Here is a 16,463-nt window from a genome sequence, read left to right on the forward strand (position 1 = left end):
ACTTCTCGAATATTTTCCGTATAATGTGCGGTTCTTTGTAGCACCCTTTGGTTTATTTTCGGAGTCCAACCCATGTATGCGGTCATAAAAACCGGCGGCAAGCAGTATCGCGTTTCCGCTGGCCAAAAACTCAAAGTAGAACAGATACCGGCAGACGTTGGCGCAGAAGTCACTCTCGACCAGATCCTCATGGTAGGCGAAGGCGAGTCCGTGAAGATCGGCGCCCCCTTCCTTGCTGGCGCCACCGTCAAGTGCACCGTGGTTTCCCACGGCCGCCACGACAAGGTCAAGATCTTCAAGATGCGTCGTCGCAAGCACTACCAGAAGCGTCAAGGCCATCGTCAGAACTACACCGAACTGCGCATCGACACGATCGCTGCCTAAGTTCAGACAAGGAGCTAAGAAATGGCACACAAAAAGGCAGGCGGTAGTTCACGTAACGGCCGCGACTCACAAGCCCAACGACTGGGCGTCAAGCGCTACGGCGGTCAATTCGTCCTGGCTGGCAACATCATCGTTCGCCAGCGCGGCACCGAATTCCACCCGGGCGAAAACGTCGGCTGCGGCAAGGATCACACCCTGTTCGCACTGAAGGACGGCGTCATCCAGTTCGCCGTCAAAGGCGAAAAGAAGCGCCGCACCGTTTCCATCGTTCCGGCTGCCGAATAATTCGGCCCGGCGGAAACCGAGAAAGCCCTATCCGCCGGATAGGGCTTTTTGCTTTATCGGCCTGCGCTTTCAACGAGAGCCCACGCCAATAAGGCATCAACGCCTCGATCAAGGCAGGAAGAAGACACCATGAAATTCATCGACGAAGCCAAAATCTACGTCAAGGCCGGCGACGGCGGCAACGGCATCGCCACCTTCCGTCGCGAAAAATACATTCCGATGGGCGGCCCCAACGGCGGCGACGGCGGCAAGGGCGGCAGCGTCTACGTCATCGCCGACCGCAACATCAACACCCTCGTCGATTATCGCTACACCCGCAAGTTCCTCGGCCAGCGCGGCGAGAACGGCGGCAGCGCCGACTGCTACGGGGCTGGCGGCGAAGACATCATTCTCCGCATGCCGGTCGGCACGGTCGTCACCGATCTCAACACCGGCGACATCCTGGCCGACCTTGCCGAGCACGACCAGAAAGTCCTGATCGCCAAGGGCGGCAAGGGCGGCCTCGGCAACATCCACTTCAAGTCCTCGACCAACCGCGCGCCGCGCCAATGCACCAAGGGCGAGCAAGGCGAGGAACACGAGCTCGGCCTCGAACTGCGCGTCCTCGCCGACGTCGGCCTGCTCGGCCTGCCCAACGCCGGCAAGAGCACGCTGATCCGCGCCATTTCCGCCGCCCGCCCGAAAGTGGCTGACTACCCCTTCACCACGCTGCACCCGAACCTCGGCGTCGTCCGCGTCGGCGCCGAAAAGAGCTTCGTCGTCGCCGACGTGCCGGGCCTGATCGAAGGCGCCGCCGACGGCGCCGGCCTCGGCATCCGCTTCCTCAAGCACCTGCAGCGCACCCGCATCCTGCTCCACCTCGTCGACATCGCGCCGATCGACCCCGATGCCGACCCGGTGCGCGATGCCAAGGCCATCGTCGGCGAACTGGCCAAGCACGATCCGGAACTCGTCGAAAAGCCCCGCTGGCTGATCCTCAACAAGCTCGACCTGATTCCGGAAGAAGACCGCGAAAAGGCCATCAAGGACTTCCTGAAGGCCTACAAGAAGGCGACCAAGTACGACGGCCCGGTATTCAGCATCGCCGCCATCAACGGCGAAGGCACCAAGCCGCTGATTTACGCCATCCACGAAGCCCTCGAACAGATGGCCATTCCCGAAGTCGCGGACGACGAAGACGAAGGAACAACGGAAAACGCATGAGCCAGACCCGCCTCGCCAACGCCAAGCGCCTGGTCGTCAAGGTCGGCTCGGCACTCGTCACCAACAACGGCACGGGTCTCGACCTGAATGCCATCGGCGACTGGGCCCGCCAGATCGCCAGCCTGCGCGGACAGGGGCGCGAAATCATCCTCGTCTCCTCCGGCGCCGTCGCCTGTGGCGTGCAACGCCTGGGCTGGGGCCGCCGCCCGAAAACGGTTCATGAAAAACAGGCCGCCGCCGCCGTCGGACAAGCCGGACTGGTCGAGGCCTATGAGGCTGCCTTCGGCAAGCACGGGGTACACACCGCGCAAATCCTGCTCACCCACGACGACCTGGCCGACCGCAAGCGCTACCTGAATGCCCGCTCGACCCTGACGACACTGCTCGCGCTTGGCATCGTGCCGATCATCAACGAGAACGACACGGTCATCACCGACGAAATCAAGTTCGGCGACAACGACACGCTCGGCGCCCTCGTCGCCAACCTGACCGAAGCCGACGCCCTGATCATCCTGACTGACCAGAAAGGCCTGTACACGGCCGATCCGCGCAAGGACCCGAACGCCACCCTGATCCAGGAAGCCATCGCCGGCGACGCCTCGCTCGAAGCCATGGCCGGCGGCGCCGGCAGCCAGGTTGGCACCGGCGGCATGATCACCAAGGTCGTTGCCGCCAAACGCGCCGCCCGCAGCGGCGCCCACACCGCCATCGCCAGCGGCCACGAAACCGACCCGATCATCCGCCTGGCCGCCGGCGAGGCAGTCGGCACCCTGCTGGTTTCCGCCACGCCGCCGCTTGCCGCCCGCAAGCAATGGCTGGCCGACCACCTGCAACTCGCCGGCCGCCTGATTCTCGACACCGGCGCCGTGGACGCCCTGCGCGCCGGCAAGAGCCTCCTCCCCATCGGCGTCATTGCCGCCGAAGGCGAATTCGAACGCGGCGCCGCCGTCGCCTGCATCAGCCCCGACGGCCATGAAATCGCCCGCGGCCTGAGCAACTACGGCAGCGGCGAGGCACGCCTGATCGCCCGCAAGACGACGGCCGATATCGAGAACATCCTCGGCTACGTGGACGAACCGGAAATCATCCACCGCGACAACCTCATCCTGTCCTGAGACAGGCAACACCGAAATGCAAAAGCCTCGGCAAATGCCGAGGCTTTTTTACATCCCGCCGCTCCGCTCGCCGCATTCGAGGCAGGCAAAAAAAAGACCACCCAAGGGCGGCCTTTTTTCGAAAAGCGTATTAACGCTTCGAGAATTGCTTGCGACGACGCGCCTTGTGGAAGCCAACCTTCTTACGCTCGACTTCACGGGCATCGCGGGTAACAAAGCCAGCCTTCGACAGAGCGGGCTTCAGGGCTGCATCGTATTCGATCAGGGCGCGGGTGATGCCGTGACGAACAGCACCAGCCTGGCCGGACTCGCCACCACCGGTGACGTTGACCTTGATATCAAAACCATTCAGCTGCTCGACCAGCTCCAGCGGCTGGCGAACGATCATGCGACCGGTTTCGCGGGAGAAGAACTGATCAACCGGCTTGCCATTGACAACGATGGCGCCAGAGCCGCGCTTCATGAAAACACGAGCAACGGCGCTCTTGCGACGGCCGGTACCGTAGAAATAACCTTCAGCCATGATACCCCCTTAGATTTCCAGAGCCTTCGGCTGCTGGGCAGTGTGCGGATGCTGGTCGCCGGCGTAGCACTTCAGCTTCTTGAGCATGGCGTAGCCCAGCGGACCCTTCGGCAGCATGCCCTTGACGGCGGTTTCCAGGGCACGGCCCGGGAAGCGTTGCTGCATCTTCTTGAAGTTGGTTTCGTAGATACCGCCCGGGTAACCGGAGTGGCGGAAGTACTTCTTGTCTTCGGCCTTGTTACCGGTAACAGTGAGCTTCTCGACGTTGGTGACAACAATGAAGTCGCCGGTATCAACGTGCGGGGTATAAATAGCCTTGTGCTTGCCGCGAAGGCGACGAGCGATTTCGGTGGCGAGGCGGCCGAGCACCTTGTCTGTGGCGTCTACCACAAACCACTCGCGCTTCACCTCATGTGGCTTGGCGGAAAACGTTTTCATGTGTGTGCCGTCCTGAAAAATTGGGCGCAGATTGGAGAAAGGCGCGGATTTTAGTCGACGAATTACATCGCTGTCAATCCTTTTCAACCACTCTGACAAATCAGACAAAAAAAACGCGGCTCGCTGAGCCGCGTTAAATCCACACCAAAGGAGGAGGGTGGAGGAGACAAATCTGAACTGAAGAACTCATCGCTAACAAGTCACTGCAGTTCGTACGCTTCACATTCTGCCCGAACACAAGGCCATCGGCAAGCCATTATTGTGCATCGCACAACCATTATTTCTATTAGCAAATAGAATTAAATTATCTATTCTAATACGATGTTTTATATAAAGTTATATAACGATACTACTATCGATTAATCATTGAACAACTCCAAAACGCACCCGAGAACAGAGCCATGACAAAACCGCCATTGCTGCGCCGCAGCAATTCGAACAAGCCCATCGCCCCACAGCAATTCCGCTAAAATCGCACCCCCAGCAAGGAGATCGAAATGGAATGCACAGTAAGATGGATGGGAAGTGATGCCGGCATGTCATTTGTGGCGGAAACCGGCAGCGGCCACTCGGTGGTCATGGACGGCGCCCCGGAGGCCGGCGGCAGAAACCTGGGCTTGCGCCCCATGGAAATGGTGCTGGCCGGCACCGGTGGCTGCAGCGCTTTCGATGTCGTACTGATCCTGAAGAAGGGACGCCATCAAGTCAGTGGCTGCGACGTTAGTCTCGCGGCGGAGCGCGCGGAAACCGACCCCAAGGTATTCACGCGCATCCACTTCCACTATCGCGTCAAGGGACGAAACCTGAAACCGGATGCCGTAGCACGCGCCATCGAACTATCGAAGGACAAATACTGTTCGGCATCCATCATGATCGGCAAGACAGCCGACATAACCGCCGACTTCGAGATTATCGACGAAGCCTGAGCCGGTCGGCTCAGATGCGATAGGCGGCGAGGGTCATGACCTTCGCCATTGCCTTCATGCCCAATTTGATCGACGCGGGCAATTCGGCGGCGCCGAAGCGGACCGCCATCTCGGCATGCTGTATTTCGTCAAGGCGCATACGGTCGACAATCGCCCGCGACTTTTCGTCCTGTACCGGGAGATCAACCAGATGCCCGTTGAGATGAGCCTCGACCTGCCTTTCGGTCTCGGCCAGAAAGCCCAGGTTCCACTTGTCGCCCATCACCCCGGCGGCCACCCCGAGCGAGAGCGAGCCGACGTACCACAGCGGATTCAGCAGGCTTTTACGCCCACCAAGCTCCCGGATGCGACATTCGGTCCACGCCAGATGCTCCGTCTCTTCGTCCGCGGCACCGCGCAGCGATTCCTTGACCACGGGATCGCGCGAAGTCAGCGCCTGCCCCTGATACAAGGCTTGCGCGCAGATCTCCCCACAATGATTGACCCGCATCAAGCCAAGGGTGTGCCGGCGCTCCGCTTCGCTTAACGCCGACTCCGGCAAATCCGCACCGGGAACAGCACGAACCGTGCGAGCCGGCGCGAAGACCGTACGCAACGCCCGGTCGAACTCAAGTATCAGACAATCCAGTGCCATACACTCACTCAGCGCCGGACATCCGGGTGCCCGCCGCGAACCAGGGCATTGCGCGCCTCCGCGGCAGTCCGCACCGAATTGCCGAACGGACAGAAATATTCGAGAAACAGCGCCGCATGCTGGCGATTGGCATAGGCATCCGAAATCCGGACCCACTCGTCGTTGCGCGCCTTTGACCACGAACCGTCGGCGCGCCCCGAAGCGTAGATGCGGCGCGACCTGGATTCGCAGCGCATTCCCTCATAGGTCACGTTACGCACGCCACCGGGCGTCTCGACGACCAGGACGTAGCGGACCACCAGGTCAGCCCCGACACTCAGGCTCGAGCCGTCGATGTAGAAACGGTTGGCAGTCGCCGCGCTCACGTAAAGCGGGATCAATGCCTCAGCGGCAGGAGGCGGCGGAAACTGCACATCCAGCTCCTGCCATTGCCTCGGCAAATCGTCCTCCTCCGGCTCACCTGCCGTAGCGCCGGCAAACGGCACAAGCAGGAGGAGCACGGAAAAGACAAGCACACGCAGACTCATGGCTACTTTTCCTCGTCACCCATTGCCGCCTCCGGCAAAGACGCGTCCGCCTCGCGCTTTGCGCGAAGCCCCTTGCGGTCAACATCAAGAAAACGGACGAGTTCGTTCAGCGCCTGCTCATACACGCTGCGCTTGAATTCGATCACCGCATCAAGAGGCACCCAGTAGTCGTTCCAGCGCCAGGCATCGAACTCCGGTTTGTTCGTTGCCCGCAAACTGACATCGCTATCACGCCCGACCAGCCTCAACAGGAACCAGATCTGTTTCTGGCCCTTGTACGAGCCGCGCCACTCGCGGCGAATCCAGTGTGTCGGCACTTCATAACGCAACCAGCCCTTGGTTCGCCCGAGGATACGCACGTGCTCGGGCATGAGCCCGACCTCTTCGTGCAGTTCACGATACATGGCCTCTTCCGGCGTTTCGCCGCGCTTGATGCCACCTTGCGGAAACTGCCAGGAATGCTCCCGTATGCGTTTGCCCCAGAAAACCTCGTTTTTGGCGTTACAAAGAATGATGCCGACGTTCGGGCGATAGCCTTCGCGATCGAGCATAGAAATCCTGCAAAATTAATGGTTGCCCCGATTCTTTCACAAAGGGCGTTCACATGCAAAGAAGCGGGACCGTGTAAAATGAAGGTTTCCCAACGAATTCAAGAGCATCCCATGCGCACTTCGCAGTTCTTTTTCACCACTCTCAAGGAAGCACCGGCGGACGCCGAAGTCATCAGTCAAAAAATGATGCTGCGCGCTGGCTACATCAAGCGCGCCGCCGCCGGCATCTATACCTGGATGCCCCTGGGGCTGCGCGTCCTGCGCAAGGTCGAAAACGTCGTCCGCGAGGAAATGAACAATGCCGGCGCGCTGGAGCTGCTGATGCCGGCCGTGCAACCGGCGGAGCTGTGGCAGGAGTCCGGACGCTGGGAACAGTACGGCCCCGAATTGCTGCGCTTCAAGGACCGCCATCAGCGTGAATTCGTCATCGGTCCGACGCACGAGGAAGTGATCACGGATGTCGTCCGCCGCGACGTGAAGAGCTATCGCCAACTGCCCATCCACCTCTATCAGGTGCAAACCAAGTTCCGCGACGAAATCCGCCCCCGTTTCGGCGTCATGCGCGGCCGCGAATTCCTGATGAAGGACGGCTATTCCTTTCACACCTCGTTCGACGACCTGAAGCGCGAATACGGCAACATGTACGACACGTACAGCCGCATCTTCACCCGCCTCGGCCTGAAATTCCGCGCCGTCGCCGCCGACACCGGATCCATTGGCGGCACCGGCTCGCATGAATTCCACGTCCTGGCCGAATCCGGCGAAGACGACATTGCCTTCTGCCCGGCCTCCGATTACGCCGCCAACGTCGAACTCGCCGAAGCGCTTGCCCCGACCGTGCCCCGCGCGGCAGCCGGCCAGTCGATGGAAAAGACGCACACGCCGGGCAAGATGGCTTGCGCCGACGTCGCCAAGTTCCTCGAACTGCCGCTCGACAAGATCGTGAAATCCATCGCTGTCGTCAGCGAAAAAGAGGAAGGCCAACAGACCTTCGCCCTGCTCCTGCTGCGCGGCGACCACGAACTGAACGAAATCAAGGCCAGCAAGATTGCCGCGATCAACCCCTTCCGCTTCGCCACCGAAGAGGAAGTGATCGCCCACCTGAACTGCAAGCCCGGCTTCATCGGCCCGGTCGAGATCGATCGTCAGAAAATCGCCGTGTTTGCCGACCGCAGCGTCGCCGCCATGAGCGACTTCGTCTGCGGCGCCAACGAGGCGGGTTACCACATGACTGGCGTTAATTTCGGCCGCGACCTGCCGGAACCGGAAATCTTCGACATTCGCAACGTCGTTGCCGGCGACCCGTCGCCGGATGGCCAGGGCAGCCTGGAAATCTGCCGCGGCATCGAAGTCGGCCATATCTTCCAGTTGCGCCAGAAATACGCCCAGGCGCTGGGCTGCAGCTATCTTGACGAGAACGGCAAGAGCCAGACCATGGAAATGGGCTGCTATGGCATCGGCGTTTCGCGCATCGTCGGCGCCGCCATCGAACAGGGCAACGACGACAAGGGCATCGTGCTGCCCGCCGCCATCGCCCCCTTCGAGGTGTGCATCGTGCCGATGGGCTACCACAAGAGCGAGGCGGTCAAGGCTGCCGCCGACCAGTTGTACGCCGACCTGAAGAAGGCCGGCATCGACGTCGTGCTCGACGACCGCAACGAACGCCCCGGTGTCATGTTTGCCGACATGGAGCTGATCGGCATTCCGCATCGCGTGGTCATCGGCGAACGCGGGCTCAAGGACGGCCAACTCGAGTACAAGGGCCGCCGCGACGAAGAGGCGACGATGCTTGCCCAGGCCGATATCGTCGCCACGCTGCAAGGGAAGTTGTGCGCCGCCTGATCGCCGCGCTGTTGTTGTCCGGCGCGTCGGCGGCCTACGCCGGCGCGCAGAAGTACGAAGCGCTGTCGGCCAGCGCGCAGGCCGCCCTGCACAAGGCCGTTTCCGACTCCCGACCGAGCGTCAGCTCCTTCCGGACGCCGATGGAGGCCGTCGACTGGCTGGCCGCCATGTCGCCGCGCCTGGAAAAGCGGATTCCCAACCGCGAGTATCGGATCGACCTGCTACGCAGCGTACACTACGAAGCGACACGCGCTGGGCTCGATCCGCAGCTCGTTCTCGGGCTCATGCAGGTCGAATCGGGATTCCGGAAATATGCGGTTTCGTCGGCCGGAGCCCGCGGCTACATGCAGGTCATGCCGTTCTGGGGAAAACTGATCGGCCGCCCCGAGGATTCGCTGTTCGACCTGCGCACCAACCTGCGCTACGGCTGCACCATCCTGCGCCATTACCTCGACATCGAAAAGGGCGACCTTTTCCGCGCCCTCGGCCGCTATAACGGCAGCCTGGGCAAACCGGAATACCCGAACATGGTGCGCGCCGCCTGGCAAAACCAGTGGGGCTACGACAAGCCGGCCCGCCTGGCGCAGGCCGGCAACTGATCAGCGCCCCAGCCCGCCCATGCCGGGCATCATGCCCTTCATGCCGCGCATCAGCTTGCCGATGCCGCCCTTGGAAAACTGCTTCATCATCTTCTGCGTCTGCTCGAACTGGTTGAGCAGGCGATTGACTTCCTGCACCTGAACGCCGGCGCCCATGGCGATACGGCGCTTGCGGCTGGCCTTGATCAGTTCCGGCTTGGCGCGCTCCTGCGGCGTCATCGAATTGATGATGCCCTCGACACGCCCGATGATCTTGCCCTCGGCACCCGCCGGCAACGCCCCGGCGACCTGGGCGACCTGCGCCGGCATCTTGTCCATCAGGGCGGTCAGGCCGCCCATGTTGCGCATCTGGGCGATCTGCTCCTTGAAGTCGTTGAGGTCGAAACCCTTGCCGGACTTCAGCTTCTTGGCGAAGGCAACGGCCTTCTCCTCGTCCAGCCCCTTGCGCGCCTCCTCGATCAAGGACAGGACGTCGCCCATGCCGAGGATACGGGACGCCATGCGCTCCGGATGGAAAGCCTCCAGGCCGCTCAATTTTTCGCCGACACCCGCGAACTTGATCGGCTTGCCGGTAATGTGACGAACCGACAGCGCGGCACCGCCGCGGGCATCGCCGTCCAGCTTGGTCAGCACCACCCCGGTCAGCGGCAGGGCCTCGTTGAAGGCCTTGGCGGTATTGACGGCATCCTGGCCCAGCATGGCATCAACGACGAACAGCGTTTCGATCGGGTTGATCGCCGCATGCAGACGCTTGATTTCGGCCATCATTTCTTCGTCGATGGCCAGGCGACCCGCCGTATCGACGAGCAGCACGTCATGGTAGTGGCGCTTGGCCCAGTCGATTGCCGCGACCGCGATGGCCTCGGGCTTCTCGCCGACGGAGGACGGGAAGAAATCGATACCGGCCTGACCGGCGACCGACTTCAGCTGTTCGATAGCGGCCGGCCGGTAAACGTCGCATGACACCACGAGAACCTTTTTCTTGTGGTTTTCCCTGAGGAACTTGCCCAGCTTGCCGACCGTCGTCGTCTTGCCGGCCCCCTGCAAACCGGCCATCAGAACGATCGCGGGGGGCTGGGTATTGAAATTGATGCCTTCGTGCGCATCGCCCATGACCTTGGCCAGCTCGGCATGAACGACGCCGATCAAGGCCTGCCCCGGACTCAACGAACCGATGACCTCCTCGCCGACCGCTTTTTCCTTCACCGCCGCAATAAAGTCCTTGACCACCGGCAAGGCCACGTCGGCCTCGAGCAGGGCCATGCGAACTTCGCGCAAGGCTTCGGAAATGTTGGATTCCGTCAGGCGCGCCTCGCCCTTCAGCGTTTTCATGACGCGGGCAAGGCGATTAGTCAGGTTATCAAGCATGTGAGTTGGGCTTCTAGTAGAATTCAAGGATGGCCGACATTGTAATTCAGCTTCTGCCGCACATCCTCTCCGCACTGATATATGGCGCCCTCGGTTTCCACTTCTGGAACACGCGGTGGCGCGAAGTCGAGGGTCAGTGCGTCGCCTGCCCCATGCAAACCTGGGAGCGCGCCGCCATTGCGCTGGCACTCGCCATACACGCCGCGGGCCTCTACGACGCCCTGTTTACCGAAACCGGCATGCGCTTCTCCTTCAGCTTCGCGCTGTCGCTGATGATGTGGCTGGCGGTACTGATCTACTGGCTGGAAAGCTTCATGGCCCGGATGGAGGGCATGCAGCCGATGGTCTTGCCGCTGGCCGCCGGCTGCGCCGTACTCCCGGTCATTTTCCCGAACGTACACCTCGTCGCCCACGCCAGCGCCACCGGCTTCAAGCTGCATTTCCTCGCCGCCATGCTGGCCTACAGCCTGCTCACCCTGTCGGCCCTGCACGCCATCTTCATGGGCTTCACGGAGCGCTCGCTGCACAATCGCTCGCTGAAACGCAGCCTCGCCAGCCTGCCCCCGCTGCTGACCATGGAATCGCTGCTATTCAAGATGCTGCTGATCGGCTTCATCCTCCTCACACTCACCGTCGGCAGCGGCGTCTTCTTCTCCGAGGCGCTGTTCGGCAAGCCGCTGTCGGTCGATCACAAGACGCTGTTCGCCTTCGCATCCTGGGGCATTTTCGCCACCCTGCTGATCGGACGGCACGCCTGGGGATGGCGCGGCAAGCGCGCCTTGCGCTGGACCCTGGCCGGGTTTGCCCTGTTGATCCTGGCCTATGTCGGCAGCCGCTTCGTCGCGGAAGTGGTGCTCGGGCGCATTTGATCGGTGGACGACATACCCCTTACGGTGCAGTTGGGCGCACTCGCGCTGCTGTTGGCCATTTCGGCCTTTTTCTCGCTCAGCGAAACGGCCATGATGGCCTCCAACCGTTTCCGCCTCAGGCATCTCGCTCAAAACGGGCACAGCGGCGCCCAGAAGGCGCTCTCCCTCCTCAACACCACCGACAAAATGCTGGGCGTCATCCTGCTCGGCAACAACCTGATCAACTCGGCGGCGGCCACGCTGGTCAGCGTGATCACGATCGAACTGTTCGGCGAAGGGAAATGGGCCCTCGGCGCGGGAACGCTGGCAGTGACCTTCGCCATCCTGGTGTTCGCCGAAATCACCCCCAAAATCATCGGTGCGACCCATGCCGACCGGCTGGCCCTGGTCCTCGGCTATATCCTGACGCCGCTGCTGCGGCTGTTCTACCCGATCGTCTGGTTCATCAACCTGTTCGCCAGCATGCTGTTGCGCATCTTGCGCCTGACCCCGCCAGCCAACAACCAGGCGCCCCAGTTATCCCAGGAGGAACTGCTCAGCCTGGTCCTTGAGTCATCGCACATCATCCCGCAAAAACACCGGACGATCCTGTCGAGCCTGTTCGAGCTGAACCGAATCACCGTCGAAGACGTGATGACCCCCCGCGGCAGCATCGAAATCCTCGATCTCGACCAGCCGTGGGAGGAAGTCAAAAACCAACTGGCGACCAGCCACCACAGCCGCCTGCCGGCATGCCGCGAGTCGCTCGACCAACTGCTCGGCATTCTCCCGGTCCGCCGCCTGCTGGGAAGCATCGGCGACGACTCGTTCGACGAGAGCGCACTGATGCAGCAGGTGCAACAGCCCTATTACATCCCCGCCGGCACCCCGGTATTTTCCCAACTGGCCTTTTTCCAGGAAAACCGGCAGCGCATCGGATTTGTCGTCGACGAATACGGCGAAATCCTGGGCTTGTTAACACTGGAGGACATCATCGAGGAGTTTGTCGGCGATTTCACGACCTCCATGCCGGGCCTCGGACAGGAACTCAGCTGGTCCGAAAAGGGCGAAGCGATTGTCGAAGGTTCGCGCCAGCTGCGCGACATCAACCGCATGCTCGGCCTCGATTTTCCGCTGGACGGCCCCAAGACGCTCAACGGCCTGATACTCGAGCATTTCCAGGACATTCCGGAGTCGGGAATCAGCATCAAACTGGCGGGCATTGCCGTGGAAATCCTGCAGACGAAAGACCGGAGCGTGGTAACCGTCCGCATATTCCGCCCGGCGCCGGGCTGAAGCGGCGGGCGAACCTTTACAAACCGCCTGCTGCGTAGCATCATCAACCGATCTATACGGCATTTAAGCTCATTCGATGGCAGCAACACCTCAAAATCCTCCTCTCAGCGGCCTGGCGCGTGCGCTTGTACAGGCCGGGCAACTCAAGGAGGCCGAGGCCGAACAACTGCTGGCGCAAGCCAGCAACAGCAAGACATCGCTGATCGAACAGATCATTGCCAGCCAGAAAGCCAGCGCACTGGATGTAGCCCGCTTTGTTGCCGACACCTTCGGCTATCCGCTGCTCGACCTGAACGCCTTTGACGAAGCGCACATCCCGGCCGACGCCATCGACCGCAAGCTGATCGCCACACACAAGGTCATTCCGCTCAACAAGCGCGGCAACAGGCTATCCGTCGCCATCGCCGACCCGACCAATCTGCGCGCCCTGGATGAAATCCGCTTCCAAACCGGCCTGGCCGTCGACCCGATCGTCGTCGAGCACCCCAAGCTTGCCCCGCTCGTCGGCAAATACGCCGAATCCGCCGCCGAGGCGCTGAAGAACTTCGCCAGCGAGGATATCAATCTCGATTTTCTCGACGAGGAGGCCGCCGCCAAGGCGGACGATGCCGCCGGCCAGGACATCGACGATGCGCCGGTCGTCAAGTTCATCCAGAAAATGCTGCTGGATGCCATCAACGACGGCGCCTCGGACATCCATTTCGAACCTTACGAGAAGTTCTACCGAATTCGCTTCCGCGTTGACGGCATCCTGCGCGAAGTCGCCACGCCTCCTTTGGCCATCAAGGAAAAGATCGCATCGCGCATCAAGGTCATCTCGCGGCTGAACATCGCCGAAAAACGCGTCCCGCAGGATGGCCGGATGAAACTCGTCCTGTCCAAGACCCGCGCCATCGACTTCCGGGTCAGCACCTTGCCGACGCTGCAAGGCGAAAAGATCGTGATGCGTATCCTGGACCCGACCTCGGCCACGCTCGGCATCGAGGCGCTGGGCTACGAGCCGGAGCAAAAAGCGGCACTGATGGATGCCATCAGCCGCCCCTATGGCATGGTGCTGGTCACCGGGCCGACCGGCTCCGGCAAGACGGTTTCGCTCTACACCTGCCTGAACATCCTGAACAAGGACGGCATCAACATTTCCACCGCCGAGGACCCGGCTGAAATCAACCTTGCCGGCATCAACCAGGTCAACGTCGACGACCGCGCGGGCCTGACCTTTCCCGTTGCGCTCAAGGCTTTCCTGCGCCAGGATCCGGACATCATCATGGTCGGCGAAATCCGCGACCTGGAAACCGCCGAGATCTCGATCAAGGCTGCCCAGACCGGCCACCTGGTTCTGTCGACGCTGCACACCAACGACGCCCCGCAGACCCTGACCCGGCTGATGAACATGGGCGTCCCGACCTTCAACATCGCCTCCAGCGTGCTGCTGATCACGGCGCAACGCCTGGCACGCCGCCTGTGCAACTGCAAGAAGCCGATGGAGGTGCCGCGACAAGCGCTGCTCGATGCCGGGTACGCCGAAAGCGACCTCGACAGCCCATGGACACTTTACGGCCCCGGGGGATGCGACCGTTGCAAGGGAACGGGGTACAAGGGGCGGGTCGGCATCTATCAGGTCATGCCCATCTCGGAAGCCATGCAGCGCATGATCATGAGCGGCGCCTCGGCGCTCGACCTGGCCGTTCAGGCCAAGGCCGAAGGCGTCAAGGATCTCCGGGAGTCCGGGTTACTGAAAGTCAAACAAGGTGTCACCTCGCTCGACGAGGTTCTCAGCACCACTAACGCTTAATCAAAGGGACAACGCATGGCTACCGCACGACCGAAGGCCTCGGCAGTCAAGGAAAGCACCTTCCAGTGGGAAGGCAAGAACAAGGACGGGAAGGCGGTGCGCGGCGAAATGCGTGCGGCCAGCGAATCGGTCGTTCAAACGACCTTGCGCCGCCAGGGGATCACCAACACCAAGGTCAAGAAGCTGCGTTTCAAGACCGGCGGCAAGATCACCGACAAGGACATCACCCTGTTCACCCGCCAGCTGGCGACGATGATGAAATCCGGTGTTCCGCTCCTGCAATCCTTCGACATCGTCGGCCGCGGCCATGCCAATCCGGCCGTCGGCAAGCTCCTGCTGGACATCAAGGCCGACGTGGAGACCGGCAGCTCGCTGTCCCAGGCGTTCCGCAAGTATCCGCTGTATTTCGACGCCCTGTTTTGCAACCTGGTCGCGGCCGGCGAGCAGGCGGGCATTCTCGACACCCTGCTCGACCGCCTGGCCACCTACAAGGAAAAAATCCTGGCCATCAAGAGCAAGATCAAGTCGGCCTTGTTCTACCCCATCTCGGTTATCGTGGTCGCCTTCGTCATCACCGCGGTGATCATGATCTTCGTGATTCCGGCCTTCAAGGACGTATTCAAGAGCTTCGGCGCCGACCTGCCCGCCCCCACGCTGTTCGTCATCGCCATATCCGATTTCTTCGTCGCCTACTGGTGGGCCATTTTCGGCGCGATCGGCGGCGGTCTCTACGCCTTCCTGGAAGCCTGGCGACGCTCGGAAAAGGTGCAGATGGCGATGGACCGCCTGTTGCTGAAAATGCCGGTTTTTGGCGACATCGTTCGCAAATCCGTCATTGCCCGGTGGACCCGCACGCTGTCGACCATGTTCGCCGCCGGGGTTCCCCTGGTTGAGTCGCTGGAATCGGTGGGCGGGGCATCCGGCAACTTTGTCTACAAAGTTGCCACCCGACAAATTCAAGGCGAGGTTGCCACCGGCACGAACCTCACGACATCGATGCAAAACACCAACCTGTTCCCCAACATGGTCACTCAAATGGTCGCCATCGGTGAAGAATCCGGTGCGCTGGACTCGATGCTCGGAAAGGTCGCCGACTTCTTCGAGCAGGAAGTCGACGACGCCGTCGAAGCCATGTCCAGCCTCATGGAACCGATGATCATGGTCGTCCTCGGCACCCTGATCGGCGGCATGGTGGTGGCCATGTACCTGCCCATCTTCAAACTCGGATCGGTCGTCTGATGATTCCGGAAACACTGGGGGGCCTGGCGCTCGCCGCCGGCCTGCTGGGCCTTTGCGTCGGCAGCTTTTTGAACGTCGTCATCCATCGTTTGCCGCGGATGATGGAAAACGACTGGCGAGCGCAGTGCGCGGAATTGCGTGGCGAAGAACATGCCCCCGCGGAGACGCTGTCGCTCGCCCAACCCCGTTCCCGCTGCCCGTCCTGCGGCCACCAGATTACCGCCCTGGAAAACATTCCGCTCGTCAGCTACCTGCTGATCCTGCGCGGCAAATGTTCCGGCTGCGGCACGGCCATTTCGGCGCGCTACCCCATCGTCGAAGCGCTGACCGGCTTGCTGTCGGCCTATGCGGCCTGGCATTTCGGCCCCACCGCCCAGGCGGCCGGCGCACTCCTGTTGATCTGGGCCCTGGTTGCCCTGTCCGGCATCGACCTCGACACGCAGCTGCTTCCCGATTCGATCACCTTGCCGCTGCTCTGGCTGGGCCTGGCGTTCAATCTGTGGGCCACCTACTGCGATCTTTCATCCGCCGTCATCGGGGCAATGGCCGGCTATCTGGCGCTGTGGAGCGTCTTCTGGCTGTTCAAGCTGGCCACCGGCAAGGAAGGCATGGGCTACGGCGACTTCAAGCTGCTCGCCGCCCTGGGCGCCTGGCTCGGCTGGCAAATGCTTCCCGCCGTCATCCTGCTTTCCTCCGTCGTCGGCGCCGCCGTCGGCATCACGCTGATCGCCGCCGCGCGTCACGGCCGGAACATTCCCATTCCCTTCGGCCCCTATCTTGCCGCGGCCGGGGCCATCGCTCTTTTCTGGGGACAGCGGATCACCAGCACCTACCTCGGCATGATCGCTTGAAAACGACGCATCTGCCCTGATATAACCGACCTGAACTCTCGG

Annotated in this window: 18 protein-coding genes; 12 read left to right on the forward strand and 6 right to left on the reverse strand. The window is 61.6% G+C overall.

The annotated features are described in order from the left end of the window. Nucleotides 1-72: 72 nt before the first annotated feature. From rplU to proB, 4 genes are all read left to right on the forward strand, one after another. Nucleotides 73-384, forward strand: coding sequence for a 50S ribosomal protein L21 (rplU, locus tag Q0P59_RS02850; protein ID WP_011289195.1), 312 nt, complete (start codon nucleotides 73-75; stop codon nucleotides 382-384). Between the two features lie 21 nt (nucleotides 385-405). Then, nucleotides 406-669, forward strand: coding sequence for a 50S ribosomal protein L27 (gene rpmA, locus Q0P59_RS02855; protein ID WP_295003336.1), 264 nt, complete (start codon nucleotides 406-408; stop codon nucleotides 667-669). Between the two features lie 129 nt (nucleotides 670-798). Beyond that, a complete protein-coding gene (gene cgtA, locus Q0P59_RS02860) occupies nucleotides 799-1,872 on the forward strand; it encodes an Obg family GTPase CgtA (protein ID WP_295003338.1) in 1,074 nt (357 codons plus the stop codon). Beyond that, nucleotides 1,869-2,987: a glutamate 5-kinase gene (gene proB / locus Q0P59_RS02865; protein ID WP_295003340.1), complete on the forward strand. Its 1,119-nt coding sequence runs from the start codon at nucleotides 1,869-1,871 to the stop codon at nucleotides 2,985-2,987. Before cgtA ends, proB begins: the two co-directional genes overlap by 4 nt. 130 nt (nucleotides 2,988-3,117) lie before the next feature. Here the strand turns inward: proB and rpsI are convergent, their stop codons facing one another. Next, nucleotides 3,118-3,510 (reverse strand): 30S ribosomal protein S9, encoded by a 393-nt coding sequence (gene rpsI, locus Q0P59_RS02870; protein ID WP_275711797.1) that lies wholly within the window; start codon nucleotides 3,508-3,510, stop codon nucleotides 3,118-3,120. A gap of 9 nt (nucleotides 3,511-3,519) precedes the next feature. Next, nucleotides 3,520-3,948: a 50S ribosomal protein L13 gene (gene rplM, locus Q0P59_RS02875; protein ID WP_150427257.1), complete on the reverse strand. Its 429-nt coding sequence runs from the start codon at nucleotides 3,946-3,948 to the stop codon at nucleotides 3,520-3,522. 497 nt (nucleotides 3,949-4,445) lie between these two features. Here rplM and Q0P59_RS02880 point away from each other — a divergent pair, with 497 nt between their 5' ends. Beyond that, the gene (locus tag Q0P59_RS02880) at nucleotides 4,446-4,874 is read left to right on the forward strand and encodes an OsmC family protein (RefSeq protein WP_295003343.1); all 429 of its coding nucleotides are present in this window, start codon (nucleotides 4,446-4,448) and stop codon (nucleotides 4,872-4,874) included. 10 nt (nucleotides 4,875-4,884) lie between these two features. Here Q0P59_RS02880 and coq7 read toward each other — a convergent pair whose 3' ends face one another. Genes coq7 through Q0P59_RS02895 form a run of 3 tightly spaced genes read right to left on the reverse strand, consistent with a single transcriptional unit; the run spans nucleotide 4,885 to nucleotide 6,586 of the window. Beyond that, nucleotides 4,885-5,508 carry a 2-polyprenyl-3-methyl-6-methoxy-1,4-benzoquinone monooxygenase gene (gene coq7, locus Q0P59_RS02885; protein WP_295003345.1) on the reverse strand — a complete coding sequence of 208 codons (624 nt, stop codon included), beginning with the start codon at nucleotides 5,506-5,508 and terminating at the stop codon, nucleotides 4,885-4,887. Between the two features lie 8 nt (nucleotides 5,509-5,516). Continuing rightward, nucleotides 5,517-6,035, reverse strand: coding sequence for a CNP1-like family protein (locus Q0P59_RS02890; protein ID WP_295003347.1), 519 nt, complete (start codon nucleotides 6,033-6,035; stop codon nucleotides 5,517-5,519). Between the two features lie 2 nt (nucleotides 6,036-6,037). Then, complete coding sequence (locus Q0P59_RS02895; protein WP_295003350.1) at nucleotides 6,038-6,586, reverse strand: RNA pyrophosphohydrolase; 549 nt, start codon at nucleotides 6,584-6,586, stop codon at nucleotides 6,038-6,040. Between the two features lie 111 nt (nucleotides 6,587-6,697). Here Q0P59_RS02895 and Q0P59_RS02900 point away from each other — a divergent pair, with 111 nt between their 5' ends. Both Q0P59_RS02900 and Q0P59_RS02905 read left to right on the forward strand, forming a co-directional pair. Then, entirely contained in the window at nucleotides 6,698-8,428 is a 1,731-nt protein-coding gene (locus Q0P59_RS02900; protein WP_295003352.1) for a proline--tRNA ligase, read from the forward strand. Further along, nucleotides 8,416-9,027: a lytic transglycosylase domain-containing protein gene (locus Q0P59_RS02905; RefSeq protein WP_295003354.1), complete on the forward strand. Its 612-nt coding sequence runs from the start codon at nucleotides 8,416-8,418 to the stop codon at nucleotides 9,025-9,027. Before Q0P59_RS02900 ends, Q0P59_RS02905 begins: the two co-directional genes overlap by 13 nt. Here Q0P59_RS02905 and ffh read toward each other — a convergent pair whose 3' ends face one another. Next, nucleotides 9,028-10,395 (reverse strand): signal recognition particle protein, encoded by a 1,368-nt coding sequence (ffh, locus tag Q0P59_RS02910; protein ID WP_295003356.1) that lies wholly within the window; start codon nucleotides 10,393-10,395, stop codon nucleotides 9,028-9,030. Between the two features lie 29 nt (nucleotides 10,396-10,424). On the opposite strand from ffh, the gene ccsA reads away from it, so the two are divergent. The 5 genes from ccsA (at nucleotide 10,425) to Q0P59_RS02935 (ending at nucleotide 16,421) form a co-directional block, all read left to right on the forward strand. Beyond that, entirely contained in the window at nucleotides 10,425-11,264 is an 840-nt protein-coding gene (gene ccsA / locus Q0P59_RS02915) for a cytochrome c biogenesis protein CcsA (protein ID WP_295003359.1), read from the forward strand. 3 nt (nucleotides 11,265-11,267) lie between these two features. Next, on the forward strand, nucleotides 11,268-12,539 hold the full coding sequence (locus Q0P59_RS02920; protein WP_295003362.1) for a CNNM domain-containing protein: 1,272 nt from the start codon (nucleotides 11,268-11,270) through the stop codon (nucleotides 12,537-12,539). A gap of 76 nt (nucleotides 12,540-12,615) precedes the next feature. Continuing rightward, nucleotides 12,616-14,331, forward strand: a complete 1,716-nt coding sequence (gene pilB, locus Q0P59_RS02925; RefSeq protein WP_295003364.1) for a type IV-A pilus assembly ATPase PilB — start codon at nucleotides 12,616-12,618, stop codon at nucleotides 14,329-14,331. Between the two features lie 15 nt (nucleotides 14,332-14,346). Continuing rightward, on the forward strand, nucleotides 14,347-15,570 hold the full coding sequence (locus Q0P59_RS02930; protein WP_295003366.1) for a type II secretion system F family protein: 1,224 nt from the start codon (nucleotides 14,347-14,349) through the stop codon (nucleotides 15,568-15,570). Continuing rightward, the gene (locus Q0P59_RS02935) at nucleotides 15,570-16,421 is read left to right on the forward strand and encodes an A24 family peptidase (protein WP_295003368.1); all 852 of its coding nucleotides are present in this window, start codon (nucleotides 15,570-15,572) and stop codon (nucleotides 16,419-16,421) included. The genes Q0P59_RS02930 and Q0P59_RS02935 overlap by 1 nt, the downstream gene beginning before the upstream one ends. The last annotated feature ends 42 nt before the right edge of the window (nucleotides 16,422-16,463 follow it).

Source organism: uncultured Dechloromonas sp. (assembly GCF_945957265.1).
Taxonomy (GTDB): domain Bacteria; phylum Pseudomonadota; class Gammaproteobacteria; order Burkholderiales; family Rhodocyclaceae; genus Azonexus.